Source organism: Larkinella sp. (assembly GCF_965227735.1).
Lineage (GTDB): Bacteria > Bacteroidota > Bacteroidia > Cytophagales > Spirosomataceae > Larkinella.
This window is the reverse complement of the sequence record NZ_OZ245776.1, coordinates 5,952,193-5,977,924: the sequence shown is the minus strand read 5'-3', so window position 1 is coordinate 5,977,924 and position 25,732 is coordinate 5,952,193. Positions and strand designations below refer to the sequence as shown.

Annotated in this window: 25 protein-coding genes; 15 read left to right on the top strand and 10 right to left on the bottom strand. The window is 50.7% G+C overall.

The window, feature by feature from the left end:
- Window positions 1–54: 54 nt before the first annotated feature.
- Window positions 55–414 carry a sugar 3,4-ketoisomerase gene (locus ACO064_RS23440; RefSeq protein WP_421829635.1) on the bottom strand — a complete coding sequence of 120 codons (360 nt, stop codon included), beginning with the start codon at window positions 412–414 and terminating at the stop codon, window positions 55–57.
- 100 nt (window positions 415–514) lie between these two features.
- Here ACO064_RS23440 and ACO064_RS23435 point away from each other — a divergent pair, with 100 nt between their 5' ends.
- Window positions 515–1,141, top strand: coding sequence for a DUF1684 domain-containing protein (locus ACO064_RS23435; protein ID WP_421829634.1), 627 nt, complete (start codon window positions 515–517; stop codon window positions 1,139–1,141).
- 19 nt (window positions 1,142–1,160) lie between these two features.
- Here the strand turns inward: ACO064_RS23435 and ACO064_RS23430 are convergent, their stop codons facing one another.
- A complete protein-coding gene (locus tag ACO064_RS23430; protein ID WP_421829633.1) occupies window positions 1,161–2,012 on the bottom strand; it encodes a hypothetical protein in 852 nt (283 codons plus the stop codon).
- Window positions 2,013–2,116: 104 nt separating this feature from the next.
- Here ACO064_RS23430 and ACO064_RS23425 point away from each other — a divergent pair, with 104 nt between their 5' ends.
- The 9 genes from ACO064_RS23425 to rny all read left to right on the top strand — a co-directional run bounded on the left by ACO064_RS23425 (window position 2,117) and on the right by rny (window position 11,440).
- On the top strand, window positions 2,117–3,064 hold the full coding sequence (locus ACO064_RS23425; protein WP_421829632.1) for a caspase family protein: 948 nt from the start codon (window positions 2,117–2,119) through the stop codon (window positions 3,062–3,064).
- A 33-nt stretch (window positions 3,065–3,097) separates the two neighbouring features.
- Window positions 3,098–3,925, top strand: coding sequence for a hypothetical protein (locus ACO064_RS23420; protein ID WP_421829631.1), 828 nt, complete (start codon window positions 3,098–3,100; stop codon window positions 3,923–3,925).
- Window positions 3,926–3,940: 15 nt separating this feature from the next.
- Complete coding sequence (locus tag ACO064_RS23415; protein ID WP_421829630.1) at window positions 3,941–4,828, top strand: hypothetical protein; 888 nt, start codon at window positions 3,941–3,943, stop codon at window positions 4,826–4,828.
- Window positions 4,829–4,858: 30 nt separating this feature from the next.
- The gene (locus tag ACO064_RS23410; RefSeq protein WP_421829629.1) at window positions 4,859–5,848 is read left to right on the top strand and encodes a hypothetical protein; all 990 of its coding nucleotides are present in this window, start codon (window positions 4,859–4,861) and stop codon (window positions 5,846–5,848) included.
- 5 nt (window positions 5,849–5,853) lie between these two features.
- Complete coding sequence (locus ACO064_RS23405) at window positions 5,854–6,306, top strand: hypothetical protein (protein WP_138989442.1); 453 nt, start codon at window positions 5,854–5,856, stop codon at window positions 6,304–6,306.
- A gap of 175 nt (window positions 6,307–6,481) precedes the next feature.
- A complete protein-coding gene (pheT, locus tag ACO064_RS23400; protein ID WP_421829628.1) occupies window positions 6,482–8,929 on the top strand; it encodes a phenylalanine--tRNA ligase subunit beta in 2,448 nt (815 codons plus the stop codon).
- A gap of 80 nt (window positions 8,930–9,009) precedes the next feature.
- The gene (locus tag ACO064_RS23395) at window positions 9,010–9,369 is read left to right on the top strand and encodes a hypothetical protein (RefSeq protein WP_421829627.1); all 360 of its coding nucleotides are present in this window, start codon (window positions 9,010–9,012) and stop codon (window positions 9,367–9,369) included.
- Window positions 9,370–9,385: 16 nt separating this feature from the next.
- A complete protein-coding gene (locus ACO064_RS23390) occupies window positions 9,386–9,727 on the top strand; it encodes a cell division protein ZapA (protein WP_421829626.1) in 342 nt (113 codons plus the stop codon).
- 141 nt (window positions 9,728–9,868) lie between these two features.
- A complete protein-coding gene (gene rny / locus ACO064_RS23385) occupies window positions 9,869–11,440 on the top strand; it encodes a ribonuclease Y (protein WP_138989446.1) in 1,572 nt (523 codons plus the stop codon).
- Between the two features lie 89 nt (window positions 11,441–11,529).
- Here rny and ACO064_RS23380 read toward each other — a convergent pair whose 3' ends face one another.
- The gene (locus ACO064_RS23380) at window positions 11,530–13,452 is read right to left on the bottom strand and encodes a tetratricopeptide repeat protein (protein ID WP_421829625.1); all 1,923 of its coding nucleotides are present in this window, start codon (window positions 13,450–13,452) and stop codon (window positions 11,530–11,532) included.
- Window positions 13,453–13,812: 360 nt separating this feature from the next.
- Here ACO064_RS23380 and ACO064_RS23375 point away from each other — a divergent pair, with 360 nt between their 5' ends.
- Entirely contained in the window at window positions 13,813–14,178 is a 366-nt protein-coding gene (locus tag ACO064_RS23375; RefSeq protein ID WP_114405763.1) for a VOC family protein, read from the top strand.
- A gap of 92 nt (window positions 14,179–14,270) precedes the next feature.
- Here ACO064_RS23375 and ACO064_RS23370 read toward each other — a convergent pair whose 3' ends face one another.
- Both ACO064_RS23370 and lysM read right to left on the bottom strand, forming a co-directional pair.
- Window positions 14,271–15,089 carry a hypothetical protein gene (locus ACO064_RS23370; RefSeq protein ID WP_421829624.1) on the bottom strand — a complete coding sequence of 273 codons (819 nt, stop codon included), beginning with the start codon at window positions 15,087–15,089 and terminating at the stop codon, window positions 14,271–14,273.
- A 143-nt stretch (window positions 15,090–15,232) separates the two neighbouring features.
- On the bottom strand, window positions 15,233–15,706 hold the full coding sequence (gene lysM / locus ACO064_RS23365; RefSeq protein WP_114405577.1) for a peptidoglycan-binding protein LysM: 474 nt from the start codon (window positions 15,704–15,706) through the stop codon (window positions 15,233–15,235).
- 179 nt (window positions 15,707–15,885) lie between these two features.
- Between lysM and ACO064_RS23360 the strand changes: the two genes are divergently transcribed.
- Window positions 15,886–16,725 carry an outer membrane beta-barrel protein gene (locus ACO064_RS23360; RefSeq protein WP_421829623.1) on the top strand — a complete coding sequence of 280 codons (840 nt, stop codon included), beginning with the start codon at window positions 15,886–15,888 and terminating at the stop codon, window positions 16,723–16,725.
- A gap of 53 nt (window positions 16,726–16,778) precedes the next feature.
- On the opposite strand, the gene ACO064_RS23355 is transcribed toward ACO064_RS23360, so the two are convergent.
- The 3 genes from ACO064_RS23355 to ACO064_RS23345 all read right to left on the bottom strand — a co-directional run bounded on the left by ACO064_RS23355 (window position 16,779) and on the right by ACO064_RS23345 (window position 21,377).
- On the bottom strand, window positions 16,779–17,114 hold the full coding sequence (locus tag ACO064_RS23355; protein WP_421829622.1) for a winged helix-turn-helix transcriptional regulator: 336 nt from the start codon (window positions 17,112–17,114) through the stop codon (window positions 16,779–16,781).
- 133 nt (window positions 17,115–17,247) lie between these two features.
- Window positions 17,248–17,643, bottom strand: a complete 396-nt coding sequence (locus ACO064_RS23350; RefSeq protein WP_421829621.1) for a RidA family protein — start codon at window positions 17,641–17,643, stop codon at window positions 17,248–17,250.
- Between the two features lie 11 nt (window positions 17,644–17,654).
- Window positions 17,655–21,377, bottom strand: coding sequence for a PAS domain S-box protein (locus tag ACO064_RS23345; protein ID WP_421829620.1), 3,723 nt, complete (start codon window positions 21,375–21,377; stop codon window positions 17,655–17,657).
- A gap of 226 nt (window positions 21,378–21,603) precedes the next feature.
- On the opposite strand from ACO064_RS23345, the gene ACO064_RS23340 reads away from it, so the two are divergent.
- The 3 genes from ACO064_RS23340 to ACO064_RS23330 are packed head-to-tail and all read left to right on the top strand — an operon-like array spanning window position 21,604 to window position 23,514.
- Window positions 21,604–21,936 carry a PKD domain-containing protein gene (locus ACO064_RS23340; RefSeq protein ID WP_421829619.1) on the top strand — a complete coding sequence of 111 codons (333 nt, stop codon included), beginning with the start codon at window positions 21,604–21,606 and terminating at the stop codon, window positions 21,934–21,936.
- A 14-nt stretch (window positions 21,937–21,950) separates the two neighbouring features.
- Window positions 21,951–22,793 carry a hypothetical protein gene (locus ACO064_RS23335; protein WP_421829618.1) on the top strand — a complete coding sequence of 281 codons (843 nt, stop codon included), beginning with the start codon at window positions 21,951–21,953 and terminating at the stop codon, window positions 22,791–22,793.
- Window positions 22,794–22,803: 10 nt separating this feature from the next.
- Complete coding sequence (locus ACO064_RS23330) at window positions 22,804–23,514, top strand: hypothetical protein (RefSeq protein ID WP_421829617.1); 711 nt, start codon at window positions 22,804–22,806, stop codon at window positions 23,512–23,514.
- Here ACO064_RS23330 and ACO064_RS23325 read toward each other — a convergent pair.
- Together ACO064_RS23325 and ACO064_RS23320 are read right to left on the bottom strand one after the other, a co-directional pair.
- Window positions 23,511–24,368, bottom strand: a complete 858-nt coding sequence (locus ACO064_RS23325; protein WP_421829616.1) for a WG repeat-containing protein — start codon at window positions 24,366–24,368, stop codon at window positions 23,511–23,513. The two genes, ACO064_RS23330 and ACO064_RS23325, sit on opposite strands and share 4 nt — an antisense overlap.
- Window positions 24,369–24,583: 215 nt before the next feature.
- Entirely contained in the window at window positions 24,584–25,615 is a 1,032-nt protein-coding gene (locus tag ACO064_RS23320) for a hypothetical protein (RefSeq protein WP_421829615.1), read from the bottom strand.
- Between the last annotated feature and the right edge of the window lie 117 nt (window positions 25,616–25,732).

The following is a 25,732-nucleotide window of genomic DNA, read 5'->3' as shown; positions in this document are numbered from 1 at the left end:
GCTTTATCTTGAATACTACACGGCTAACAGGATGTGGCGGAGAAGAATTCCTTTTCACCTGCCGGGGTTAAAGTCGGCGGGGTCGTCATATTCATTGGAGATCACCAGCAGGAAGGCACCACTTGTCAATTCCTCAATCTGATGCCAGTCTTCCGGCTCCAGAAGCAGGCATTTTCGGGGATCATCCAGCACAAATCGGGTTGACTGCGAGCCGCTCTGCGCCCGAATGCGGCAACTTCCGTTCAGGCACAGAATGGCGTGCCAGGCCTGGTGATACCGCCGACCAATCCGCAGCGTTTCTTCCGTTTCGTAGATATAAAAAACGCGTTTGATCGATCCCGGCATATTTTTTTCAATCACCGTCAGATTTCCAGAATCGGATTCAAACGTATCCAAAAACAAAAGTTGAGCCATACTTTCCCTTTACTCGCGTCAATTTGGCGGTAAACTACTGCAATTTTCCTGCAAAAACACGCTATGAATCTGTAATTTCACGGTTCAAAACTATCCTGTTATGCTTCGGAATCGTTTTTTGCTGGTGGGGCTGTTCCTGATTGTGCTGGCGATCATCTACTATTCTTTTTTCGACGCGGGGAATACCGACACGCCGTCGGTGACCAATCCGGAGTCCTATCGTCTGGAAGTGCTTCAGAAGCGGAAAGACAAAGAGGAGTTTTTCCGAACGAGCAGCGAGTCGCCGTTTACCGATAAAACTTCCTTCAAAAGCCTGGTTTATTTCAACCCCGATCCGGCCTACCGCGTCTCGGCCCGGCTGGAGCCTTTTGCCGACAAAAAGAAGCTGGTGGTTCCCCTTACCGACGGCAGCGAGGAAGTCTACGAAAAATACGCCCATGCGGTTTTTACGATCAACGACGAGTTGTGCCGTTTGCTGGTGCTCAAACACGACAATACGCTGTCGGTTCTCTTCAAAGACCAAACGAGTGGCAAGGAAACTTACGGCGGGGGGCGCTACCTGGATTTCAGTCCCGACGACGTGAAGGAAAACCGCCTGGTGATCGATTTTAATGAAGCTTATAATCCGTATTGCGCCTACAACCACGAGTATGCCTGTCCACTTCCACCATCCGAAAACACGATTCCGGTTGCGGTTCGGGCGGGGGAGAAATATCAGGAAAACTGAGTTTAGAGTCGTAAAAATCTTAAAACTTGAGCGTTTTGTACAGCTCATTGGCATTATCCCGGGCAGTTTTAATCTTGTGGGCAAACATTGGCTTGGTTAGATCTTTGACCCTATCTTGGATTTCTTTCAGTATTTTCTTGCTTTTATAATTCTCACCGCCGAACGTGTTGTATTCATTCATTTTTTTCATCACTTCGTCATTGAGTGGCAGTATGAACTCCGCATGCATTTCATCCAGCGTAGTCCTGAAAAAAGCGTCGGCTATCGTTTTTGCGTTGTCTTTCCAAAGCCGGTAAATAGTCAGTTCAAAGGTTCGGCGGTTTTTCAGAAGTGTGTTGTAAGCAGCATTCAGTTGCCTGCGTTGCTCGTCGAGCTTGATGGCAGCAGGACGACTCGTAAGAGCACCCTCCGAATAATCGCTGAATAATTTTACCTGGTTGGAGACTTCATTTAAATACGCATCGATCTGACTGGTTAAATCCATAATCAGAATTGCTTTCCGGTCTTCAATTGTCAGGGACGTATCATTCCACCCACCAATTGGCGGGGTATATTCGCTCGCAGCCAGAGTGAACGTAATCGAGTCGCCCACCAGCCCGATTTCCATATCATCCAGAACCCGCCACTTGAGCTGGTGATCGCGGCCCGGTTGAACGACCGTGAGTCCCTGAATTGACTTTAGCTCCGTCTTTCCGATACCATCCCAGCAGGACGCGCGAATTTTATAGGATTGGCTGGGTGATCCTCCCACCAGATCATACGAGATAAGGATGGTATCTCCAGATGCGAAAGCCCGAATCTGTTCTATGTGCTGGGCATAGACCGGCGTCATCATTACGAGAGAAAGACCTCCCCAAAACAGCTTTTTCATACCGATCAATAAATAGATTAACCGTTTATCAGTCAGGAATTTATAATTTCCTATCGAAGGAAATACATCGAATCTACAAGTTGTACAACTTTTTATCGACCGGTATGAAGATCCAACTCCTGGTAATTCAGTTGTGCTTGCTACTGGTGCTAACGGAGGGGCAATCCGGTTTCGCCCAGACCTCGAAATTTGAGGCAACCAGTCCACCCTTCCGGTTTGATATCCGAAAAACCGGACCCCGCCCCCCCGTGCACTCGACCGCGATCAGCACCACCAGTCCCCCATACCATTTCAATATCCAACCGCTCTCGAACCGGCGGCTGGGCCCGAACAGCCATGTTCTGCTGGTTGCCAATGAGAAATACGACGACAAGCGGTTTCGGGCTCTGCCCGACGCCACCTTTGATGCTGCAGAAATCGGCAAAATCCTAAAAGACCGGTTTGGGTTTCGGACGGACCTGCTTCTGAATGCGACTCGTCGCCAACTTGAAATCAAACTACAGGAACTAAACAAGCGAAACTGGCAATCGAACGAACAATTGCTGATCTACATCTCGGGGCATGGTGAACAGGACAACGGGCAAGGGTACCTGATCATGAAGGATTCCGACAAAGATGATCAAAACAATTATTTCCCAATGGCTTATCTAAAAAGCCTGGTAGACCGGCACAAGTGCAAGCATATCCTGCTGATACTGGATACCTGCTACGGAGGAGCCATCAGCCACACTTCACGGTCAGGCGGAGATGGTCCACTGAAGCCAACCGCCTGCGAGGAATGGCGCAAAGACCTGAACGCTTATTTTTCCTGCGTCATAAAGGACCAGACCCGGCTGTACCTGTCGTCAGGTAGCCTGGACGTAGTGCGGAGTGGGCGGAAAGGGGAGCATTCGCCGTTTGCAAAAAGTTTGCTGCAAATGTTATCGGAAACCACCGGAAGTACGACTAAAACCGTATCCGTTTCTGAACTGATACCGCATCTCGCAAAAGACAATCCGCAGTTGACGTTTACCAGCGAAGCCGAGGGCGGCTTTCTTTTCGTAGCTTACTAAAACCAACCAGAACCACAAATTTCACCGTCTTTTATGAAAGCACTCTACCATTTACTATTCTGTTTCGGCTTGCTAACCGGACTCACTACCTGTAAAGACCGCGATAATGATTCCGATTCAGCCGAACCGCTGGCCGTTATTGCAACCGCAATCCCAAACGGTTTGATTCCGGGTTCGGCCCTGACACTGAAAGGGCGAAACTTTCTGACCGTCACGTCGGTCAAACTGGCCAATACGACGATTCCAGCCAGTGACTTCATCCGCACGGCTCCCGACGAGTTATCTTTCAAGGTGCCGATGGGTACGACTGCTGGCAAAATCTGCGTAGTCAACCAGAACGGGCAGGGCGAATGGAAGGACATGGCGCTGATCACCAGTGGAGTATTAACAGCCGACAATGTAGGTGTAAACGTCGGCAGTTTGGTGCAGGGTTACTACAGTGATGCCTGTTCTCCGCAGTGGTTTATGTACTGTCTCAATGGCGCCTGTCTGGTTTATCGCCGTCAGACACGCGCCGTGCCCGTCGGTGCCCCCGCCGGGGCAACCTGTGAAAAATATTATTCTGTCGAGCAGATTTCGGGTTCCAGCTACGAGGTGTACCCGAACGACAAGGTAACGCTGAAATTCGAGTTGAAAAAGAACAGTCAGGAATACACGGGGATGGTTATCATGATTATGAACGGAACGACCTACCTGGGTAATATGGTAAAAAAGAACAGTGGCGGCAGCCTCATTGGGTATTCGGTTATAGACGGTCAGACGCTCAAACTTTGCAACCCTTATCCCAATCCACCTGCTGGATTTTACGGGCAACCCGCACAGCTTTGTGCCGAGTTCAAACCCTGTACCAATTGCCAGTGACAACCAGAAGCGCCCGTGAAAATTCTCTTTGTTTTCGGTATAGGTTTACTGGTGGTTACGAGCGGTTTTGCACAGCAAAGCCGCCGACAACGGCTCGATTCCCTATATACCGAACCGTTTCAAAATCCGACGGTATCGGCGGTTCTGCTGCCCCAGGGCTATGTCGAACTCAACAATACAGCCGCGCTCCAGACAGCAAACCGGCTTTTCAACGGTGAATCCCGTCCTGAAGAGCTCAACGCGCGGGTCAGCACCTTCAGCGACCTGTTTCAGGTCACCTACGGTATATCTAAATCGGGCCGGTTTAACCTGGGCCTGGACCTGCTCTACAACCGGTTTCGAGTAGACCTCGACCCGGCTTCTGCGCCCTGGAAAGTGTTCGGTAGCGACTCGGCACTGTCGCAGGCCAGTTCCTTCAACACCCTCGGAGCGCGGTTTCGGTGGAAGCCCAAAGGCATTCCGGATGCGCGCCAGTTTGTGGTGCAGGGGTTTCTTTACCAACCGATTTACAAACCGCGCGAAAGCCAGACGGGCTTCCGGCTCCAGGTGGTGACGGTTTTTGACCTGGGTCCATATATTTATCTCTATGCCCAAGCGGGTATAGGGTATGCCATTCCTAAAAATAACCTTTCCGGATCGTTATCCTTACCAGTCACAGCGGTGTTGCAATACCAGCTAAAGCCCACCATTGGCCTGCTGGGTGTGATGACCCACGCAATGTCGTTTGGCAAAACCGGCGAAACATCTACCCGGCTCACCGCCTTCGGCACCCAGCTCGGAGCGGGTTTGCAGTTTCAGCCTTCGCTGCGAATCGGCGTCAACGTTTTTTATACCCGGTATCTGCTGGGGAAAAATTCCGGTGCTTTCGACACGATTACACTGGGAATCCGCTCTATTATCTAGAAACGTTCAGAACTTAAAAAACGTCAATCGATGAAAAAAATACTTGGTTTTCAGATAATTACAAACGCAATAATTCTGATAAGTCTACTGGCCGGAAGCGTTTCTGCACAGGTCCAGCCCGACAGTGCAACGCAGTTCGTTATTGTAAAAGGAACCGTCGATTCGAGTTACCACCCGCGGGCCGGGGTGTTGATATCAGCCCAACAATCCGGCAAAACCACCCGGACGGATGGGGTTGGCAAATATGAATTGCTGATCCTGCGCACAGACACGCTGACGTTTACCTACGCCGGTATGCCAGTGCGCTCCTACGCCTTTTTCCAATTGACCGGTGATGTAGCCCTTTCATTTGATCTGGTGACCGGTGAAGGGAAGCAAGTCGCCATCGAAAATGACAAGGGCGATGCCCAAACCGTCGATCAAAACGCGCTGCCGATGTTCCCCTGGCCGGTTCCGCAACCTTCCGCCCGGTATACCCTTGAAGACCGCTATTTCGCAACCGCCCGCACGCTCTCGCAGGTCGACAAGCAGCTTTCGGCCGCCCTGCAAAAAAGCCACTATCCAAGTTCTTCTTATTACCTCATTCCAAACGGCTTCGCGATGGTTAACCAGATTGAGCAGATTGAGCCGGATGGTGCACCAAAAGCCGATCCGGCCGAACGCTGGTCGTTGCAGGTGCAGCCCCTCCGAAAGTTTGATCTTGGCAATTACCTGCGCCTTCTTTTTACGTCGGCAACCGGCCATTTCCGGGTAGTGGCTTTTCTGGTAACCAACGTAATGACTCCGCCCAGCTCCTCTGAACCGGACTTGCCCACCGCGAAGGCTTGGCTCAACCGGGGAGGAGATTTTCTGCCGGAGGCAATCGGCAGGCAACCCTATGGAAGCGGTTATCACGTCACGGCACTGATTTATGAATTTCAGAAGCCCGAAAATGGCCACGCCCGTCCGGTCGATCCAAGCAAGAACTCCGGGCAAATACACCTGACAAAATCTAATTTTATCCCCAATTTAGGCCGGTAACTTATATGGAAAATGATCGAATTGCCAAATCAGATGCTCAAAAGAATCTGGCGGTTACATGGGTGGTTGCTACCGCCGTTTTAATACTACTTTTTTTCATTCAAACCCTGGTGGGGAATAAATATCCAGGCCAGAGCGACGAAGCCTGGGACTGGCTGATTCCACAGGTATTTCCCACGCTGACGTTGATGTTTGGCGTGATGGTTGCCCGGGCCCAATCGGCTAAACGCCGTGACATTGTCGTTCGTCGGTCATATTACCGATTGACACTGGGAGTAGTTATTTTCTACTTTATCATTCTCTTTGGCGTGGTTTTTACCGCACCCCTCGATTTTGCCTTCAACGAAACACCCGCCCTGGAGCATCTAAAGCGATCCACCAAAATTGTGAGTGTCGTGCAGGGCTGCGCCACGATCACCCTAAGTATTTTCTTCGTCAGTGAGGCCCCTGCCAGGTAGATTGGCAGGCCAGTTTTGCAAATGCAAGCCCCATTCTGCCCGGTCAAGGGGCTGGTTTGCGAACCCCGAATATAAAATCACTCCCCTTAATTATACTAGCAACTAACCACTAATTCCTATCTTTGGGATTCCATTTGAATCGGCCCGCTTCGAGCGGCTTTTTTCCAGTTGCTGTATGAAGATTTCCTATAATTGGCTCAATCAACTGATTAGCCTGAGTGAAAGCCCCGAAAACGTTGGTAAAATTCTGACCGATACAGGTTTAGAAGTTGAAAGTATCGAAAAAATAGAGTCTGTTCCGGGCGGTTTGGAAGGGGTCGTAATCGGTGAAGTGCTGACTTGCGAAAAACATCCCGAAGCGGATAAACTGAGCCTGACGACGGTCGATGCCGGTCAGGGAGCGCCTTTGCACATTGTCTGCGGTGCGCCCAATGTACGGGCCGGTCAGAAAGTGGTCGTTGCACTGGTGGGTGCCACCCTGCACCCGGTCAGTGGAGAGCCGTTCACGATCAAAAAAGCGAAGATTCGGGGTGCCGCTTCCGAAGGCATGATTTGCGCGGAAGACGAAATCGGGCTGGGTGTCTCCCACGCCGGGGTGATGGTGCTGGATACCGACCTGCCAAACGGAACGCCCGCGGTCAAGTATTTTGGCCTGGAAGCCGACTACCAGATTGAAATTGGACTGACGCCCAACCGTGCCGACGCGGCCTCTCACCTCGGCGTGGCCCGCGATCTGAAAGCCGTCTTGAAACGACCGGTTCAATGGCCGTCGGTCGATGCGTTTAAAATTGACAATCAGAATCTGCCGATTTCTGTTTCGGTCGAAAGCCCGGAAGGCGCTCCCCGCTACGCCGGGTTGACCATCGACGGTCTGACCGTTGGCGAGTCGCCCGACTGGCTGAAGCTGCGGCTGCGGGCCATCGGCCTGAACCCGATCAACAACATTGTCGATGTAACGAATTACGTCTGCCATGAACTGGGCCAGCCGCTGCACGCGTTCGACGCTGATCAAATTACGGGCCGTGGCGACGGACCGAATCAAGTGATTGTTAAAACCGTCGCCGAAGGTACGCCGTTTGTGACGCTCGACGGAGTTGAACGGAAGCTGTCGGCCAACGACCTGATGATCTGCAACGCCAACGAACCGATGTGCATTGCGGGTGTTTTTGGCGGTCAGCAATCGGGCGTGAAAACCCAGACGACCCGGATTTTTCTGGAATCGGCGTATTTCAGTCCGGCCTGGATTCGGAAAACCTCGCAACACCACGGCCTGAAAACCGATGCGTCGTTCCGCTTTGAACGCGGTACGGACCCAAACATGCCGGTTTTTGCGCTCAAACGGGCCGCTCTGCTGATTCAGGAAGTGGCCGGTGGCACCGTTAGTTCAGAAATCATCGACCTCTATCCTACGCCGGTTTCGGATCGTACCGTAGCGATTCGCTACAAGAATGTTGACCGGCTCATCGGCATTGCGATCGACCGGGCCGAAATCATTCGGATTCTGGAAAGTCTGGATATTCAGATCAGTGACCAGACCGACCTGGGATTTACAGCACTGGTGCCGCCCTACCGCGTCGATGTGGAGCGGGAAGTGGATGTGATTGAGGAAATCCTGCGGATTTACGGACTCGGTAACGTTCCGCTTTCGGACCATCTTTCCTCCGATTATTTGTCGGAGTTTCCCGAAACCGACCCCGATCAGTTGCAGGAACGCGCCAGCCAGCTTCTGGCAGCCAACGGTTTTTACGAAACCCTGAGCAACTCGCTGACCCGCCCGGCCTACCACGAAGCCATTCGGGCGAGTTTGCCAAACGCGGATGTGCAGTTGTTGAATCCGTTGAGTGAAGAGTTGTCAGTGATGCGGCAGACGTTGCTGTTCTCCGGTCTGGAAACGCTGGTATACAACATCAACCGGCGGCAGAAAGACCTGAAAATTTTTGAGTTTGGCAAGACTTACAGCCGCGACGGCGAGCGGTTTTTCGAACGGCCCCGGCTGGGAATCTGGATGGCCGGGCGTTTGCAACCGGAAAGCTGGCTCACCGGAAACCAGCGTTCCGGCGAAATGGCTTTAAACTATCACGACCTTGCGGGTGTTGTACAGAAAGTCTTAACTTCGTTTCGGGTTAAAACGACTGATAACCAACCTGCTGACCCGGCTATCTTCCAGTATGGCTTGACATTGCTGGTGAACAAAAAACCGCTGGTCTCGTTGGGTCTGGTAAAGGCGGGTTTGACGAAACGGGTTGAATTGAAAAACACTCCGGTTTTTTACGCGGACTTCGACTGGCAATACCTGTTGAAGTTGTACAACGCCAAAGTGGTTTTCGAAGAGGTGTCGCGGTTTCCGGAAGTTCGGCGCGATTTATCGCTGGTGCTGGATACCGGCGTCACCTACGCACAAATCAGTCGGCTGGCCTACCAAACCGAGCGGAAGCTGCTTCGGGACCTGAACGTGTTCGATGTGTATGAGGGCGAAAATCTGGAGCGGGGCAAAAAATCGTATTCGGTCAGTTTCATCCTGCAGGATTCCGGGCAGACGCTGAACGATGCGGTCATCGACAAAACGATGAACCGGCTGATGTCGGCTTTTGAGCGGGAACTGGGGGCCGTGATCAGAAAATAAGATTTGATGGGTGATTCCTTTCGTAATCAGAAAGGGATCCGTTCCAACTGGTACTTTAGCCCGGAAATTTCAACGCAACCATGAGCAATACGTCGTCAGTTTTATCGCAACTGGACTCCTTCGAGGACAAGGCGAATCGCCTGATCGAACTGGTCAAAGCGGGGCGGCAACGGATTAGCGAACTGGAGCAGGAGAACAGCGCCCTGGAGCGTGAAAAGGCCAAATTGACCAATGAGGTAACAAAACATCAAAATCAACTGAGGCAATTGGAAAAAATGGTGAATAATTCATCAAAAGAGTTTTCAAAACCAACAAATATTCCTAAGATTGTAAATAACAAACACAGTGACGCAGGGACTACTGCCGAATTGAAGCAACAGCTCACGGTTTACATCGAAGAATTGGATCGTTGTATTGCCTATTTGAGTGACTTGTCATAAATCACTTGCCGGAAGGTTGGAAACGCCTGATGCGTTTCTGGCACCGGATGGACAAGCTGTACGGATGGAAGAGTTATTGTCAATAAATATCCGAATTGCAGGCCGGAACTACCCGCTTAGCGTTCTTCCAGAAGACGAAGAAACTGCCCGGGAAGCCGGACGTCTCGTCAATGAACGCTTTTTAGGGGAGAAAAATAAGAAAAAAAAGCGCGATGACATGGATATTCTGGCGGTAATTGCCGTCATGAATACCGTACGATGGCTAAACGCTCGCAGTGAAAAACTGGCGCTGCAAGAAAAGATAACGCAACGGATAAGCCGTTTAGACGAGTTAATTGACTCGACGTTAGCTACTTAACTAGTGAGTAGAAAACCAAACGCGAAAACCGCCTTCTTCCCGTACTTCCGACGCTGACTGCCTGAACAGTCGGCTTGCTTCATTTCTTCGGCACTGTAGTTGTCTGTGAAAACCATATTTTTCACACAAACGTCTACGGACATGAATAAAATTGATTTCTGGGTGATGCTCCTGTCGGATATAATCTCGATCGCAGTGGGCATCTACATTGGCAGAAGGCTTCTGGGCCGCCTGTTTGCCCAGCGTGAGAAGGATGCCGAAACCCGGTCGGCAGAGATCATTAAAAACGCCGAATTGACGGCTGAAAATATCAAGAAAGACCGCATTCTCGAAGCACGGGAAAAGTACCTCAAATTAAAAGCTGAGTTCGAAGAAGACACCAACCGGAAGAAGAACATTCTGATTACCAACGAAAACAAGCTCAAACAACGCGAGCAACAGCTTCAGCAACAAGCCGACCAGAGCAAACGCAAGGAAGCCGAACTCGACCAGCAGAAGCAACAACTGGCTCAGCAACAGGAAGCCATCGGCAAACGCCGGGAAGAGGCCGAGCGCATGCGCCTGCAACAGGTCGAAGCCCTGGAGAAAATTGCCAACCTCACCGCCGAACAGGCCCGAGAACAACTCGTGGATGCCCTGAAAGCCGAAGCCGATTCGCGCGCATCGTCCTACATCAAAAGTGTGGTGGAAGAGGCCAAACTGACGGCAACGAAAGAAGCCAAAAAAGTGGTGATCGAAACCATTCAGCGGACAGCCACGGAGCACGCCATCGAAAACTGCGTGTCGGTGTTCAACATCGAAAGCGACGACATCAAAGGGAAAGTGATTGGTCGCGAAGGACGAAACATCCGGGCGCTGGAAGCAGCTACGGGCGTTGAAATCATCGTCGACGACACGCCGGAAGCCATCATCATCTCCGGTTTCGACCCCGTTCGGCGCGAAATTGCCCGGCTGTCGCTCCACCGGCTCGTTCAGGATGGCCGGATTCACCCCGCCCGGATTGAGGAAATTGTGGCCAAAACCCGCAAAAACATCGAAGATGAGATTGTCGAAATTGGCGAACGGACGGTGATTGATCTCGGGATTCACGGTTTGCACCCCGAACTGATCAAGATGATTGGCCGGATGCGTTTCCGCTCCAGCTACGGTCAGAACCTGCTGCAACACTCCCGCGAGGTGGCCAAACTCTGCGCCACCATGGCCGCCGAACTGGGCTTGAATGCCAAATTAGCCAAACGCGCCGGGTTACTGCACGACATTGGGAAAGTATGGCCCGAAGAAGCCGAACTGCCACACGCGGTTTTGGGGATGGAACTGGCCAAGAAGTACAAGGAACACCCGGAAGTGTGTAATGCGATCGGAGCTCACCACGACGAGATCGAGATGACCACCCTGATTTCGCCCATTGTGCAGGTGTGTGACGCTGTTTCAGGATCCCGCCCGGGCGCACGGCGGGAGATGATGGAGTCGTATATCCGACGGCTGAAAGAACTCGAAGAACTGGCGATGAACTTCCAGGGCGTCATCAAATGCTACGCCATTCAGGCGGGTCGCGAGCTGCGCGTGATGGTGGATGCCGAGAATGTTACGGACGAAAAAGCCAATACGCTCTCATTCGACATTTCACAGAAAATTGAGAAGGAAATGCAGTATCCCGGTCAGATTAAAATCACGGTCATCCGGGAAATGCGGTCGGTGGCCTATGCGAAATAGGTTTACGGTATTCAGTTTACAGTTTTCGGGGGCTGACGCATGCATAAAAACATGCGTCAGCCCCCGAAAACTGTAAACCGTAAACTGTTTTACCTTACCGGAAACCGTAGGGCAGGAACCGCCGTTGGCGCGGGAGCGCCGGGCAACACGGCTTCGTTTTTCAGGCTGTCGGGTAAAATCTTCACATCCAGTCCAAGCTGTTTTTTCAAACCTTCCCAGTTGTTACGACCATCCTGATAGGCCGGGTTGACCATCATCGACATGTTGTAGAAGTACGAAGCGAGGTGATAGCGACGTTCGTTCTGGTAAATCACCCCGAGGTTGTTGTAGGCTGGTGCGTAATTGGAGGATGCCCGAATCGCCTGTTTGTAGAAATACACCGCCGAATCCCGGTTTGGAATCAGCTTCTGGTATGAATAGGCAATCGAGAAAAAGGCTTCACCGAAACCGGGGTAAATCTCCGTCGACCGTTGCAGGTGATAAATGGCCTTGTTGAAATAAAACCGCTTTTGCTTGGGGTCTTTTTCCTCCGCACACTTGTTGATCCATTCATTGGCCACGTGCCGGTTGACCTGGCAACTGTTGGAGGCATAGTCAAGTCCGCTGTTGAAGAGCGTAAAGTTATCTTTCCAGTCTTCATTCCGAACTACCGTCCGGAAGCTGAACAACCCGCCAACGACCACACACAAGCCGATCAAAATACCGTATCGCTTCAGCACCGGGGCACTATCAGACAGGTCCAGCCGTTTGGCCAGCAGCAGATCAAGCCCGGCAACGGCGGCAATTACGAAGCCCAGAATCGGCGAATACAAAAACCGTTCGGCCAGAATACCACCCCGGAACAGCACGAAGCCCAACCCGGGAGTCATGGTGATGAACATCCACGTCAGGCCGAAGCCCCAGAGTGACCGTTGCCAGAAGCCTTTCCAGGCCAGCCACGCCAGACCGCCAAAGGAAAACAACCCTAACAGGGTTTCCCAATCGCTCAGTTTGCCGGAGGGAATGACGTTATACGAGTAGTCATAGGACAAATGGAGCGGAAAGATGAGCAGACGGGCATACTGCGCGAAGAATTTGAACGTGGTCAGAAACTTGGTGTTTTCGAGCGCATACGGATAGTTAGCCCAATCGACCGGCGGATTCCCGCTCAGGGTTCCGATCATTTCCTTTTTCTGCCAGAAAAACAGGGCCGTCACCACCAGATAGGGCCAGATGCTGATGAGCGACTGGAAGAAATTCCGTTTGGCGAAGGTATACTGCATGATCACGATCAGCCCCAACCCCACCAGCGACGATTCTTTTGAAAGATACGTCAGATACATCCAGAAGGCCGAAAAGACAATCCATCCTTTTTGCTGGGTTTCCAGGTATTTCCAATACGTCAGCATGACCAGCGTGATGAACAGGAAACTCAGCATTTCATCCCGGCTTTTGATGTTGGCCACCACCTCGGTATGAAGCGGATGCGCCATAAAGAGCAGCGCAATCAAAGTGGTCAGGACGGTGCGGCCCGGCAACCATTTCTGCAACAGTACCACCAGAAACAAACCGGTCAGGGCGTAGATTCCTCCGTTGATCATGTGGCTTATGTGCGGATCGCCATTAAAATATTCCTTTTCCAGCGCAAAGGTGATGAGTGCCAGCGGGCGGTAATAGCCGAGTGAAATGTTGCTAAAGTGCCAGAACTCGGTTTTGAGCAGATCCGGAATGCCTTCGATGCCTTTCTGGACAAACAGGTTCTGCGTAATGGCCGCAATGTCGTCCAGTGCCAGCCCGTGGTTGAACGTATTGGCATAGAGGGCAAATCCGGCGACGGCCACCAGCAAAGCCCAGGGCCATTGAATGGGCCGGGGTGTCAATGGTTCCGGGGCGGTTTGGGGCGTCTGCTTAGTCGGGGAGGCTGCGGGGCGCGAAGCCGCCGTTACCGGGCGGGGTGTGGGCTTGGTTCCCCCATTGGGTGTAGGCCGAATGAGGGGTTTTTGACTCGACGAGGATTGATTCTTCTTAGACATACGAACGGGTCAGGTCAGTTTTTTGTAGCGATGGTACGTTTGTTTAGTAAAGCAACCTTTCATCTCGATAGTTATTTGTAAAATTGGCAAGATTCCACCAAAAATCAATGAAGGATGTGGGTCGAATCCCAACAATTGATTGACAAAGTCAGTTAAACCAGTACACTAAGTGTCCTGCAAATACCTTGCCGGGCGAGGTTCGGAAGTGGATTCCCTGCTCCTAACCTGACGGAATTGTCCATTTCCCGGAAAGCTTATAAACCGGAAAAGAAATTCTATAGACGGTATTTGATCTTTTTTCTTATTTTTCCATTTCATTTCCATCCGGCTTCAGCCAGTTGGGCAACTGATCTGTTTTATATGGCATCCGCTTTTCTGGGCCTACGGACTATAATTTACGCGGCACCTGATTTACTCAACGCGAAAAACTGGTACTCGACCATCCTGGGCATTGATCCGTATTTTGATGAACCCTTTTACATTGGTTTTTCCGTGGGCGGCTACGAACTCGGGCTCGATCCGGCGGCCAAACCCGCCGACGGCAGCACGATTACGTACTGGGGCGTTCCTGATATTGAAAAAGCCTGGGAACACCTGATCAGCCACGGTGCCAGTGTCCATTCGGGTATTGAGGAAGTAGGTGGCGACATTAAAGTCGCCAGTGTGAAGGACCCGTTTGGCAACGTGTTCGGAATTATTGAAAACCCGCATTTTAAGGCGGAGTGAGCTGGTCGGGGTCAACCATATGATTTTGTAAACCTTTTTTGTTGACCCCGGTCATTCAACCAAGCGGTATATTTTTTCAAATAAGATAACTACTACTGACAATCATATTTGTATTCTCTAATATTTATGTACGTATTATCTTGATTATATATTTTACGGATCCTCCTTGTTACTTTACCTTCATTATCAAATTTATATACGTATTCCCCTATGCTATTCGGAATACTATACCCATAGACCGATGTAGTTTTAGTTATTAAATTACGGTCTGCCTTACCATTAAAAGGAGTGGGATTAGGAATATTAAGTTTTGTCAAATCAAATTCAGCGGTTGAAATACTAGAGCCACTTTCTGATTTAACTGTGTTTCCATTGGAAATTGTCTTATTAAATCCGTACATATCTTTTATAACATATCCTTCACTATCGTAGATCACATCTTTATTGGTAATAAAACCATATTCATTAAGGGTATGAGTAAATTCTCTGGTTTCGCTGGGCCAACCTTCATGTACAAATTTTATTTTTAATTTGCCGGGTGTATATTCATAAGTATACATTTCTTTTCCTCTAACAAATTGGTTGGAATGAGTCTGTTCAATCAATCTGTTCTGCGCATCATATTTGTACTCATAATAATCCTCTCCCGAGGACGACAAAGCATATTGAGAACCGTCTATTTCAACAATGTCAATTACTTTACTATACCCATATTTGAAAAAATTATCCCCAATTTTTATATCTTCATTCGGTAATATTTTACGTATTTCTACGTCCCTAACTTCAGAGAGCAGGCAATTTTCATACGGATTCGCTGCCGGTTGCAAATGATCCTGAACGCTACAGGACTCAAGTATAACCAGCGAACAAATCAGTAACAAACCAGGTCGAAAAATGAAATTTAAGTTCATTATTTTAAATTTTTAGGTGGATGGATATTCAATTTATATGTACAAGCAAATTTATATATATATTTTATATTTCCCGCTTGCAGATATTTAAAATAAAAAAGGCGTCTCCAAACAGAGACGCCTTCCTCTAAACTCACCAAACCCTACAACCGCGGAATCCGCAGCACCTGACCCGGATAAATCAGGTCCGGGCTTTTCAGCATCGGTTTGTTGGCTTCGAAAATAATACCGTATTTCATGGCGTCGCCGTAGACTTTCTTGGAAATCGCCGACAGGGTGTCGCCCGACTCAACGGTGTGGTACTGACCTTCCGGCTCCGGGGCTTCCACCACCAGGCGGTTATCGACCTGGTGAACGCCTTCGACATTCCCAACAGCCAACGCCAGTTTTTCGGCGTCTTCCTGCGTTGCCACTTCACCTTCCAGCACCACCGTGTCGCCGGCGGTTTTCACCGTTAACTTCTTGTACGACAAACCAAGTTGCTTGACGTGATTGAGCAACGCGCTCGCTTTGAGCGGCTCTACTTCCGCAGCCTTGGCCGGTTCGGCAGCCGGTGCTTCGTGTTCTTTACCAAAAACTTTTTCCCCTACACCTTTGAAAAAACTGAGCAGTCCCATGGATTTTGTGTGTTTGATTAACAATGAATTGGGTTTGAATAGAACAACTGCGAACGGGGCAGAACTGTTTGTCCGCCAAGCTTCGCGATCCTATTTTAGACGCTAAATGTATCAGTTAGTAATCAATTGTCGACAAATTATTTTAAAATCTATTTACGCCTTGGCAGAGTTTTCCGTTCTTGTGGCAGGGAGTGGCGCAATGGAGCACCAAAACCGTAACGGCTTTATTCGGGATGAAACTAATTGGGGTCGCTTGTCTTGTCTTTCTGGTAACCATCAAAGCACAAGCTCAGGGCGGTATGGAGTTGGGAATCAGAGGAGGAGGCACTTTTACACACGGGTACACGGTCATTCCGGCCCAGACGCTTTCGCCGGGTCTGGAACTTCCCCGGATTCGAAATGCCAACAATGGCATTGGCATCGGGTATTTTGGGAGCCTGTGGGCGCGCAAACACTACGACCGGTTTTTCCTGCAGGCCGAAATCAGTTATTCGTCGCTGGTGCTGAAACAGAAAGCCCCCATCGATCGAATCGACGTTGCCGCAGCAAAGGAGTTTGGCGTCAATCTGCCCAACATTCGGCCGGGAACGCTTTACGCCCGATTGAATACCACCACCGAACCAACCCTGACTTCGCTGAATATCCCGCTCTTTGTTGGTAAACAAGGGCATGAAGGTAAATGGCGCGTCTATGGCGGCCCTACATTTCTGTTCACCATCAAGGCCGAAGCAGCCCGAACCGCATCGGGGCAGGTCGAAGCCAGTGCCAGTTTGCCCAGCTTTCCCATTTCACAAATATCCGATCAGGTCGATCTGACCAATCCGGATCAGGCCGGCATTTTACAGGTAAAAACGTTCAATTTTGGAGCTGAATTTGGTGCGGGCGTTACGCTCCTGAAACGGCTTGAAGTCGATGTCCGCTACGGATTGCCCGTTGGGGGCGTGTTCAACGACAGCGGCATTACCGGTTTTATCGGATACGCGACACTAACGCTGGGGTATAAACTGGCTCATTTCTGAGAAATATGCCATTCCGGACGCAAAAACAAGTGTTTCTGCGTCCGGGGTAATGTTTACATGAAGGCCTGGCCTACTTCGCGCAGGAGATCGATGACGGGCAAAACCGTACGCCCTTTTTCATTAAGACTGTATTCCACCCGGGGCGGAACTTCACCAAATGACTGCTTGTCGACCATTCCCAGTTCGACCAGTTGTTTCAATTCATGAACCAGCACTTTCTCACTGATTCCGGGAACCCCACGCTTAATTTCTCCGTACCGCAGGGTTTTTTCGCGGAGCAGGTGAATGATAATCATCCGCCATTTTCCGCAAATAACTTCAACTGCTTTCTTGATAATCAGTTCAGTAGAGATAATTTCTTCGCTTGTTTGTTTTAGTTCGGGTGTCATTCGTTAACAATACTTACCTTTTGGTGGGTAACCCACTGATTAATAGATTATTATGTGCAAACGAAGCAAAAATACAGCATTAAAAATTAAGATGGAATGGGTTCTGAAAAATGATTTTTAATTTGGAATCAAGTCAATTACCAGAGTTCAGAAATGCCGTTACTTCAATCTCAATCAACAATTCAGCATCGATTAAAGCACTTACTTCCACCATGGAAGTTGCGGGCCGAATATCCCTAAAAAACTCACCATGTGCCCGCCCCACATCTTCCCATTTTGAAATGTCAGTAACGTACATCCGTGTACGCACCACGTCGTTCAGCGTTGCACCGGCCTCCGCCAGCACTCCGCTGATTTTTTGCAATATAAACCGGGTTTGTTCGTAAATGTTGTCACGACCGATCAATTGGTCGCCGTTCATGGCGGTGGTGCCCGAAATTTCGATCAGATTGCCGACGCGAACGGCACGGCTGTAACCGACCACCGGCTCCCAGGGTGTGCCGGAAGAAATGAGTTGACGAGAAGACATAAGTTTATCATTTAGCCGGCTTTTTCAGCGACCAGCTTTTCAAGTGTATTTTTATATTCGCTTAAAAACAATTTGAATTCTTTATCGAGCAAGCGCAGATCATCGCCCAGGGTACTGCTGTCACTCACCTTTAGCTTGCCTTCGGCTTCCCGGGCTATCTGTGCCATGCGGGCCACACCAATGGTTCCGGCACTGCCTTTGAGCGTGTGCAGATGGCTTTTGACGGTTGGAATATCGCCAATGGCAAAGGCATCGAGCGATTCCTGAACCAGCGTGGTCGCTTCGATTTCGAAATCTTCGTAAATCGACGTCACCAGATCCCAGCCACCCACCTGCTCCAATTGACCAATAATCTCGGTGTCGACCATCGGCATCTCCTGTTCGCGGATGGTTTCCAGTTGTTTGGAGCGCATCTGGGCTGCTTCTCTAAAATCCTTGCGGGCATCTACGGTTTCTTTCACTTTGGAAATCAGGCTCTGGGCCCGAATCGGTTTGGCAATGTAGTCATCAAGCCCCTGGCTCAGAAAACGATCCCGGTCTTCGCGCATCGAATAAGCCGTCATGGCAATCACCGGTGGCAACTGCGTCCCGAACAGACTGCGCAGTTTCACCGTTGTCTCCACCCCGTCCATATCCGGCATCTGAATATCCATGAAAATCAGCTCATACGGTTTGCCGTTTTCGGCCATGGCTATCGTCACTTTATCGATGGCTTCCTGCCCGCTCGATGCGGTTTCGACCTGGCAGCCCGATTTTTTTAGGATTTCGGTCGCCACCTTACGGTTTACCGCGTTGTCATCGACCAGTAATAAATACGGATGATGATCGATGAACACATTCTGCAACGAAATTTCGGCCTGATCGGACTTCTGGTTTGTGGGGCTGATCAGGGTTTCTTTCAATTCAATGGTAAACCAGAAGGTACTCCCCTTCCCGGTCACCGATTCAACGCCAATCGTTCCTTTCATCAGAGCCGCCAATTCCTTCGAGATGGCCAGACCGAGCCCCGTTCCGCCGAAAGACTTGCGCGACGACATTTCGACCTGGCTGAATGAATTGAATAGAAGGCCCAGATCGTCTTTTGCAATCCCGATGCCCGAATCCTTCACCTCCACCTTGATCCGGTTGAACTTGCCCTTCCTGCTGACCAGCGAAGCCTCGACCGTCACCGCACCATTTTCGGTAAACTTAATGGCATTTGAGGTCAGATTAGACAGAATCTGCAAGAGCCGCGTCTGATCGGCAATCACAAACCGGGGCAGTTTTTCGTCCAGGTGGTAACTCAGTTTGTTGCCTTTCACGCTGGCCTGCTGCCCAAAAAGCGACACCAGTTTGTCAAAAACCTCCTGGAACAAAATGGGTGCTTCATGCAAAACCATCTTCCCGGCTTCAATTTTCGACAAATCCAGAATATCATTCAGGATGTTCAGCAGCGTTTCCGAGGACTTCTTGATCGTTTGCACATAATCCTTCTGATCCTGATCCAGGGGCGTATCGTTCAGCAGGTCGATCATGCCGATTACGCCGTTCATTGGCGTCCGGATTTCGTGGCTCATGTTGGCCAAAAACCGCTCCTTTACTTTCAGCGACCGCTCGGCTTCGTCTTTGGCCTTCATCAGTTCCTGAGCGTTGCGCTTCAGCTCGGTGATGTCGCGGGCCAGGGCGGCCACTTCATCAACCCGACCATTTTTATCGTTCAGCGTCAACATGTTGAGCATGATCTGCCGGACCGTCCCATCCTTCCGGTGCAGCGTGGCCTCAAAGTTTCGCAGGCTTTTGTTGCGAATCAGGCGCACGAGCGCCCGGCGAATATCCTGCTTATCGATGAAGTTGGTAATCGGCTGTCCCATAACCTCTTCGGGTGTGTAGCCGGTTCGTTTCAAAACCGACGGGCTGATCATCGTGACGAGCCCTTCGCGATCGACACGGCAATAAATGTCCTGAAGGTTGACGAAAATACCCCGGAATTTTTCTTCGCTGCCGCGCAGTTCCAGTTCCGTCCGTTTCCGGGCGGTGATGTCGCGGGCAATCCCCGACACCTCCTCGATGACGCCCCCCGACAGCAGAATCGGATTCAGGTGCACCTCCAGCCAGGCTTCACTTTTGATGGTCTGGTAGTGCAGTTCGACGGTTTGCGGCAATCCCCGGAACGCCAGCCGGTATTTTTCTTCCAGCAACCGCCGGTTTTCGGCCCCGATGATCCGCCAGCCCAGCTTTTCGGTCGTCACGTTCAACTGCGGAATTTCGCCCAATTGGTTTTCGATCAGCCGCGTATAATTCCGGTTGAACGACGTTAACTGGAAGCTTTTGTTGACCGACCAGATCAGGTGGGAACTGCTGTCAAAAATCGCATTGAGCCGGGCGGTTTGCTTGTTGATGGCGGCTTCATCCTGCTTCCGGGCAATGGCCAGCGCCACCTGTCCCGAGATAAATTCGAGCAATTCCAGATCACGGATATTGTAGGTATCGGCCTTGTCATAGGCTTTCACACCGATAATCCCCGTAATCCGGTCGCCAATCCGGAGCGGAACGCAAAGCATGGCTTTCGGAATTTGCCCGTAGAGGTAGAGATTCTGTGTGTCGGCCAGTTGCTGAATATCCTGCTCATAGAGAAACAGCGGGCGGTTGGCGCGGATGGCATATTCGGTCAGGCCATTGCCCAGCCTGCGTTTCGTAAACCGCATTCCCGTAAAATATTCGTCGACGTAATACGGGAAATACAAAAAGCTTTTACTCTGGTCATATAGTGCAATAAAAAAATTCCGGGCATCGATGATGTTGCTCAGTTCATCGTGAATATTCTGGTATAACTCGTCCAGATTCGGCGCGTTGAGCGTCCAGTTGGCAATGCTGTAATAGAGTTTCTGGGCCTTTTCTGCACGGATGCGGCTCGTAATGTTGTGCAGAATGCACCGGTACGCGGTCGGTTTTCCCTGGTCGTAGCGGCAGTTGACGCTGCCCGACACAAAGACGGTTTTGCCTTTCTTACTCTGAAAAACCGTCTCGAAATACGGAAATTTCTCCCCATCCCGCACGCGTTGCAGCCGCATAAGCGTGCTTTCGGCATAATCGGGGTGCAGGACATCCTGCAACGTCAGCGAGGCAATTTCGTCGGAACTGTATTCCAGCACCTCGCGCCAGGCCCGGTTGACAAACATAAATTTGCCATCGAGCGTCACCAGTTGAATCAGGTCACTGGTGTTATCCACCAGATCCTGCAACTGCGAATTGGAATACGACAGGGCCGAAGCAACACGCTTTTTATTGGTAACGTCTTCGCCAATGAAGGTGTACGATGGAACCGCCGTATGATCGGCTACGGTATTGATAATGAACGAGTTCAACTGAACATTTCGCACGGCACCACTCTTGGCCAGCAGGTTGATTTCTTTTTGCTCCACCACGCCCCCGCGCGCAATGGCATCGTCGAAATCCCGCTGCATCTGCACCCGCTCGCCCGCCGGAATGAAAATCTCGAAGAAGTTTTTTCCGATGACATCGGTCGGTTGCCAGGCCGTGATCCGTAGCGTATACTGGTTACAAAAAGTCACCGTACCGTCTTTCTCAATCGTCAACCCGATGAGATTCAATTGATCAACCGTTTTGCTGACGTCGAAAACCGACGCATGGGGTAGTTGTGAACTCCCGTCCAGGGAGTTCCGGATATCGACTTCTTTGCTCAACCGCCGAATCTCGGCGACCAGCTCATTTTTTGTTTTCGCAGTCCAGGACATTATCAATGTGTGGGTGTTTGGAATTCGGCATGTTTCAGGCTTTCGGGCGCCGTCCGAAACGCGGTTTTCAGACAGGCTGTCATCCCTGAAACACGGCAACAATACAGAATAAATTTACAAAAAAATACCGGCAATGTGATAAACGTTTGTTTGCTTATCGGAATGGCATTATTTTGGAAGGGCATTTCTGTTAATTTGATTAGTTTCGCAAGCCTTTTGAACGACCATGATAAAAGTCTTTGTTGCGCTGGTTCTGATCAGCCTGTGCTGTGCCGCCTGCGAACCGTTTGACCTGGATCAAAAGAATTTTCCGATCTGTGAAAAACCTGAAGGAACCATCGGTTTTACGGCTGCCAAACTGGAAGTTACTTTTTTTCTGGAAAATAAGAAAGGTGATATAGGAGCAGTAGGCTGGGATTTGGGCGATGGGCGCAATCGCTCCGGGAATCAGTTTACGGTTTTTTACGAGAAACCCGGCACCTACAACGTAACGATGGTTCTCGCGAACCAATGCGACGATAAGCTTTCCGTTTCGCGCCTGGTTACTGTCACCAATTAGCCTTCTTCTCCGTTATGCATCAGCAATATGTTCTTTTCTGGCTGAAACGATGGGTTGCTTTCTTTCTGGCGCTGCCTGCGTTACCCGCTGTCAGTCAGGTTGCTGTAACCAATATTCGCATCAATGTGATCGAAGAATCGTCGGTCGAAATCCTGTACGACATTACCGGAAACCAACCGGCCGATTCCGTCTATTTCCGCCTTCGCAGCCAGATTAACGGCGTCCTGAACCCCGCTCCGCAGTTTATTTCCGGCGATTGGGGGCAGGATGTTTCGCCCGGTACCAACCGGCGCATCGTCTGGAGAGCCCAGGAAAACGGATTTGAGCTGGATGAAAATATCCGGGCTACCCTGCTGGTCAAAGTCATTCCGGGGGCCGTGCGAAAACCGACCGAGTCCGTAACCGAAACGCCCATCGATCTTCCAAAAAAGAAATACCGGCCCGGTGGACCCGAATTCGCCTTGCTGTCGGTGATTGCCCCCGGCGTTGGTAATATTTTTGTGCAGTCGCCTAAACCCGTTATTGGCCACCGGCTGGGCATTACGGCTACCTGCTACGGCCTGATGCTTTATGGTTTTATGGAACGTAAAAAGTCGCGCGACGACTACGCGCTGTATGAACAGCAACGCAACCGCACAGCCGCACAACCGTTTTACGACAGTGCGAACGACCATCACCACCGGTATATGATTGCCACCCGCCTGTCGGGAGCCATCTGGGTGACGGACATTGTGGCCACATTGATCAAAGGCGTACGCAACCAGAAGCAGCGCATCAAGACCGCCGAACCGAAAATCAGTTTGAAACCCGGCTACCAGTCCGGGTATCCGGTTGCGGTGTTCCACTACAAATTTTAACGACTACGGTATGATGCGTTTCGCACTCATTTTGGGAGTTCTGATCAGTCTGCTGGAAGAAAGCCAGGCGCAGGTTGGGGTCTATTCGGCGTCCGGTTCGTGGGTCCACGTGAAAATCAAGGCAAAAAATTCGGCATCCGGTTCCAGACCGCTCTTTACGGAAAATTTTACGGATAACCGGAACCGCTGGCTCATTGGCCGACGGGGGGCTTACGGATACGACATGTCCCAGAACGCCTACCACATCTACAAGCAGGCCGATGATTCACCGGCATCCGCCTTTAGCTATGTTTCGATTCCGACGGCCCTCAATCTGAACAAACTGGATACCTTCATGGTCCAGGTCGATCTGGCTGGTCCCGGTGGCATCATTCCCGACGCCGGATTGCTGATCGGGGTCAAAGACTCGTTAAATTATTGCCATTTTCGGATCAACAACAAGAACCAGGTGTCCGTCAAATACGTGATCAACGGATTGAGCTACACCATCTACATGCGGGGAGATTATGTACCGGCGGGCATTCCGCTCTCAACGACAAAGAATACGCTGACGGTTCGCAAAAAAGGGGAGCAGATTCACTTTTACCTCAACGGGCGGGAAATACCGACCAGTCCGTACCAGTTCCGGCAGTATCAGGGCAACGGCATCGGCTTTGTTTCGACGACCGACGGCACGCAGTTTCGGAACCTGACGGTGAGCGCCGGAGCTGGTACGCGTTAGTTGTCGTCCCGAATGCGCCCTCCGTCCCGGTCAACCACAATCTGCTGGCCATCCAGAACAACCGTTGCCTTCCCGTTCAGGAAAGGGGTCACGTCGTCATACACCGGGTCGATGTGCCACTTGTCCTTTTGATCGACATAGCCCCATTTCCCCCCCTTGCGGGCTGCCCGTAACCCAAAATCACCCACCCGATTATCGACCGAATCATACGGTTTTGTTTGGACAGCCGTTGCCGGTTCGACTGTTTCCGAAGCAGCGGGAACGGGAGTTGGACCGATTTCGGTGGGCGTAAGAAGAGGATTAGTGTTTTTTGCGAGGGGTTCGGCGGACAACGGCGCGGTTTTCTTTTCCGTTTTACCTGCACTGGGCTGGCGAATGGTCTCTCTGACCTGAACGGCACCACTGCTCCGGGTTTGTTCCAGTTCAGCCACCTCATCGCGCCCGGCTCCGCTATCGATTTCTGTCAATTTTCCTTTCCAAAGCCACAGTAAAATGCTTACAAAAACGATCACCAGCGCAATCAATACTTTATTAGACTGGCTGAATGGCGTGGATATGGGGTGAACCGACACATCGCCGGTTAGTGCAGTCACGGGTTGCTGAGGCTCAGCCATCCACGATTTTGCTTCTTTTTGCCGCCAATCGGTCGAAATAAGCTGCTCCCGAAGCGATTGACCCTTAGGCGTTTCGAGGGCTTCGTAATTATGTTCAAGCAGGTATCCCATGATTTCCTGCGTCAAGGTAGTTTCATCGGACGGAATAGCAACAAACAACCGGTTGATCACGTGGGCTGGCACGTGCCGGTCGTAAGGGCCAAAAATCTCCTGTATTTTCTGACGAATGGTATCGATCATTTCATGCTGCAGTTAGTAAACGAGGAAAGCCATTCTTTTAAGACTCTCAAAAGTTACGAAAAGTCAATCTAATCTTCCTAATTTTTTACGTAATCGGCTACGATCGTTCATTCAGTCAACACACACAGCCTGTGTCTGTTTATTTTTTTGATCATTCGGTATCTAATTCCAACCGCGCCCGGAAATGATTTCAGGGTCTCAAGGACATTAGCACCTTAGGAACCCCTGGGGTAGTGGTAGGCATCTATTCGCTGGCTCGTCTGCTTTTTTGAGCTTTTACGAGTCGGTTCCGGCTCCGGTTCTTCGCCCCGCGTCATCCGCAACACCACCCAGATCAGCACCAGGGCCGATAAAATGGCCAGGCCAATCAGAGCGGCATCCGAAAAGCTGCTTTTTCTAGGCGGTTCCGGCGACACGACCGGGGGTGGCAAAATCGGCTGCGGGTTTCCAGGTAATGATCCCGCAGGTGCGGGAAACCGGTTTGCCGGATTCGTCGGCGTTGTGGTATACCCGGTCTGGGTTTTCACATAGTCGGCCGGTTGCGGTTTGGCTTGCTCCTTTTCCCACCAGCTCAGGTGCCGCCAGTCGGTCGAAATCAGTTTTTCCTTCAGCGTATTGCCACGGGGCGGGTTCACCGATGCGTAATAATGCTCCGACAGATACAGCCGGATTTCTTCGGCCAGTGCCGCTTCATCGTAATCAACGGCTTTGAACAGAAATTTTAGACTTTGCGCCTGAATGTGCTTGTCATAATCGTCCAGAATACTCTTGATTTTTCGCCGAACCGACTCTACTTTTTCAACAACCGGCACCGGGATGGGCGGATTTTGCGGATTTGCTGGTGAAGCAGCCGAACCCGATCCATAGCTGGCCGGCGAAACAGCCTCTTCGCTTGCCGACGAAACCGGAAGGGCTTCCAGAATAGCCGGAATCCACTGTTCGGTTACAAAAGCCCGCGACAACTGCACCCGTTCAGCTTCGGCGACAAACTGGTTGATGTCCGCTTCCGACAATTGATTCCGACGTTGCAGGGCCACCGTGACCATCTTCTTTTTCAGATCCAGAATCTTCCCAAAATCACGGTTTACCTGACGGCTGATGTCGTTGACCAGGCGGGTAAAATCCGTAATTCCCAGTTCATTAGCCTCCGCCACTAGTCCTTTCTGCCGCCATTGCCAGTCGGCCAATTCTCCCTCATAGAGAACGACTTCATTTTTAATACGATCCCGTAGTTCTTCCAGTGTCATGATCTCCGTAAATCCCTGTTCATTGTAGCGAAGACCGGTTACAAGGCAAGCGGCTATCAGAATAGTTCAATTAAATACTATCTTGTTACCAAATAATCCGGGCTGGGTATTAAATTA

Excerpts from the sequence above, each read along its gene's own strand:
- ACO064_RS23430 (WP_421829633.1), bottom strand. The coding sequence starts at position 2,012 with ATGAAAAAGCTGTTTTGGGGAGGTCTTTCTCTCGTAATGATGACGCCG.
- ACO064_RS23345 (WP_421829620.1), bottom strand. The coding sequence starts at position 21,377 with ATGTCCTGGACTGCGAAAACAAAAAATGAGCTGGTCGCCGAGATTCGG.
- ACO064_RS23370 (WP_421829624.1), bottom strand. The coding sequence starts at position 15,089 with ATGAACTTAAATTTCATTTTTCGACCTGGTTTGTTACTGATTTGTTCG.
- ACO064_RS23420 (WP_421829631.1), top strand. The coding sequence starts at position 3,098 with ATGAAAGCACTCTACCATTTACTATTCTGTTTCGGCTTGCTAACCGGA.
- pheT (WP_421829628.1), top strand. The coding sequence starts at position 6,482 with ATGAAGATTTCCTATAATTGGCTCAATCAACTGATTAGCCTGAGTGAA.
- ACO064_RS23325 (WP_421829616.1), bottom strand. The coding sequence starts at position 24,368 with ATGATCGATACCATTCGTCAGAAAATACAGGAGATTTTTGGCCCTTAC.
- ACO064_RS23410 (WP_421829629.1), top strand. The coding sequence starts at position 4,859 with ATGAAAAAAATACTTGGTTTTCAGATAATTACAAACGCAATAATTCTG.
- ACO064_RS23435 (WP_421829634.1), top strand. The coding sequence starts at position 515 with ATGCTTCGGAATCGTTTTTTGCTGGTGGGGCTGTTCCTGATTGTGCTG.
- ACO064_RS23330 (WP_421829617.1), top strand. The coding sequence starts at position 22,804 with ATGATGCGTTTCGCACTCATTTTGGGAGTTCTGATCAGTCTGCTGGAA.
- ACO064_RS23395 (WP_421829627.1), top strand. The coding sequence starts at position 9,010 with ATGAGCAATACGTCGTCAGTTTTATCGCAACTGGACTCCTTCGAGGAC.
- ACO064_RS23380 (WP_421829625.1), bottom strand. The coding sequence starts at position 13,452 with ATGTCTAAGAAGAATCAATCCTCGTCGAGTCAAAAACCCCTCATTCGG.
- ACO064_RS23350 (WP_421829621.1), bottom strand. The coding sequence starts at position 17,643 with ATGTCTTCTCGTCAACTCATTTCTTCCGGCACACCCTGGGAGCCGGTG.
- ACO064_RS23375 (WP_114405763.1), top strand. The coding sequence starts at position 13,813 with ATGGCATCCGCTTTTCTGGGCCTACGGACTATAATTTACGCGGCACCT.
- ACO064_RS23340 (WP_421829619.1), top strand. The coding sequence starts at position 21,604 with ATGATAAAAGTCTTTGTTGCGCTGGTTCTGATCAGCCTGTGCTGTGCC.
- ACO064_RS23425 (WP_421829632.1), top strand. The coding sequence starts at position 2,117 with ATGAAGATCCAACTCCTGGTAATTCAGTTGTGCTTGCTACTGGTGCTA.
- ACO064_RS23335 (WP_421829618.1), top strand. The coding sequence starts at position 21,951 with ATGCATCAGCAATATGTTCTTTTCTGGCTGAAACGATGGGTTGCTTTC.
- lysM (WP_114405577.1), bottom strand. The coding sequence starts at position 15,706 with ATGGGACTGCTCAGTTTTTTCAAAGGTGTAGGGGAAAAAGTTTTTGGT.
- ACO064_RS23440 (WP_421829635.1), bottom strand. The coding sequence starts at position 414 with ATGGCTCAACTTTTGTTTTTGGATACGTTTGAATCCGATTCTGGAAAT.
- ACO064_RS23355 (WP_421829622.1), bottom strand. The coding sequence starts at position 17,114 with ATGACACCCGAACTAAAACAAACAAGCGAAGAAATTATCTCTACTGAA.
- ACO064_RS23320 (WP_421829615.1), bottom strand. The coding sequence starts at position 25,615 with ATGACACTGGAAGAACTACGGGATCGTATTAAAAATGAAGTCGTTCTC.
- rny (WP_138989446.1), top strand. The coding sequence starts at position 9,869 with ATGAATAAAATTGATTTCTGGGTGATGCTCCTGTCGGATATAATCTCG.
- ACO064_RS23405 (WP_138989442.1), top strand. The coding sequence starts at position 5,854 with ATGGAAAATGATCGAATTGCCAAATCAGATGCTCAAAAGAATCTGGCG.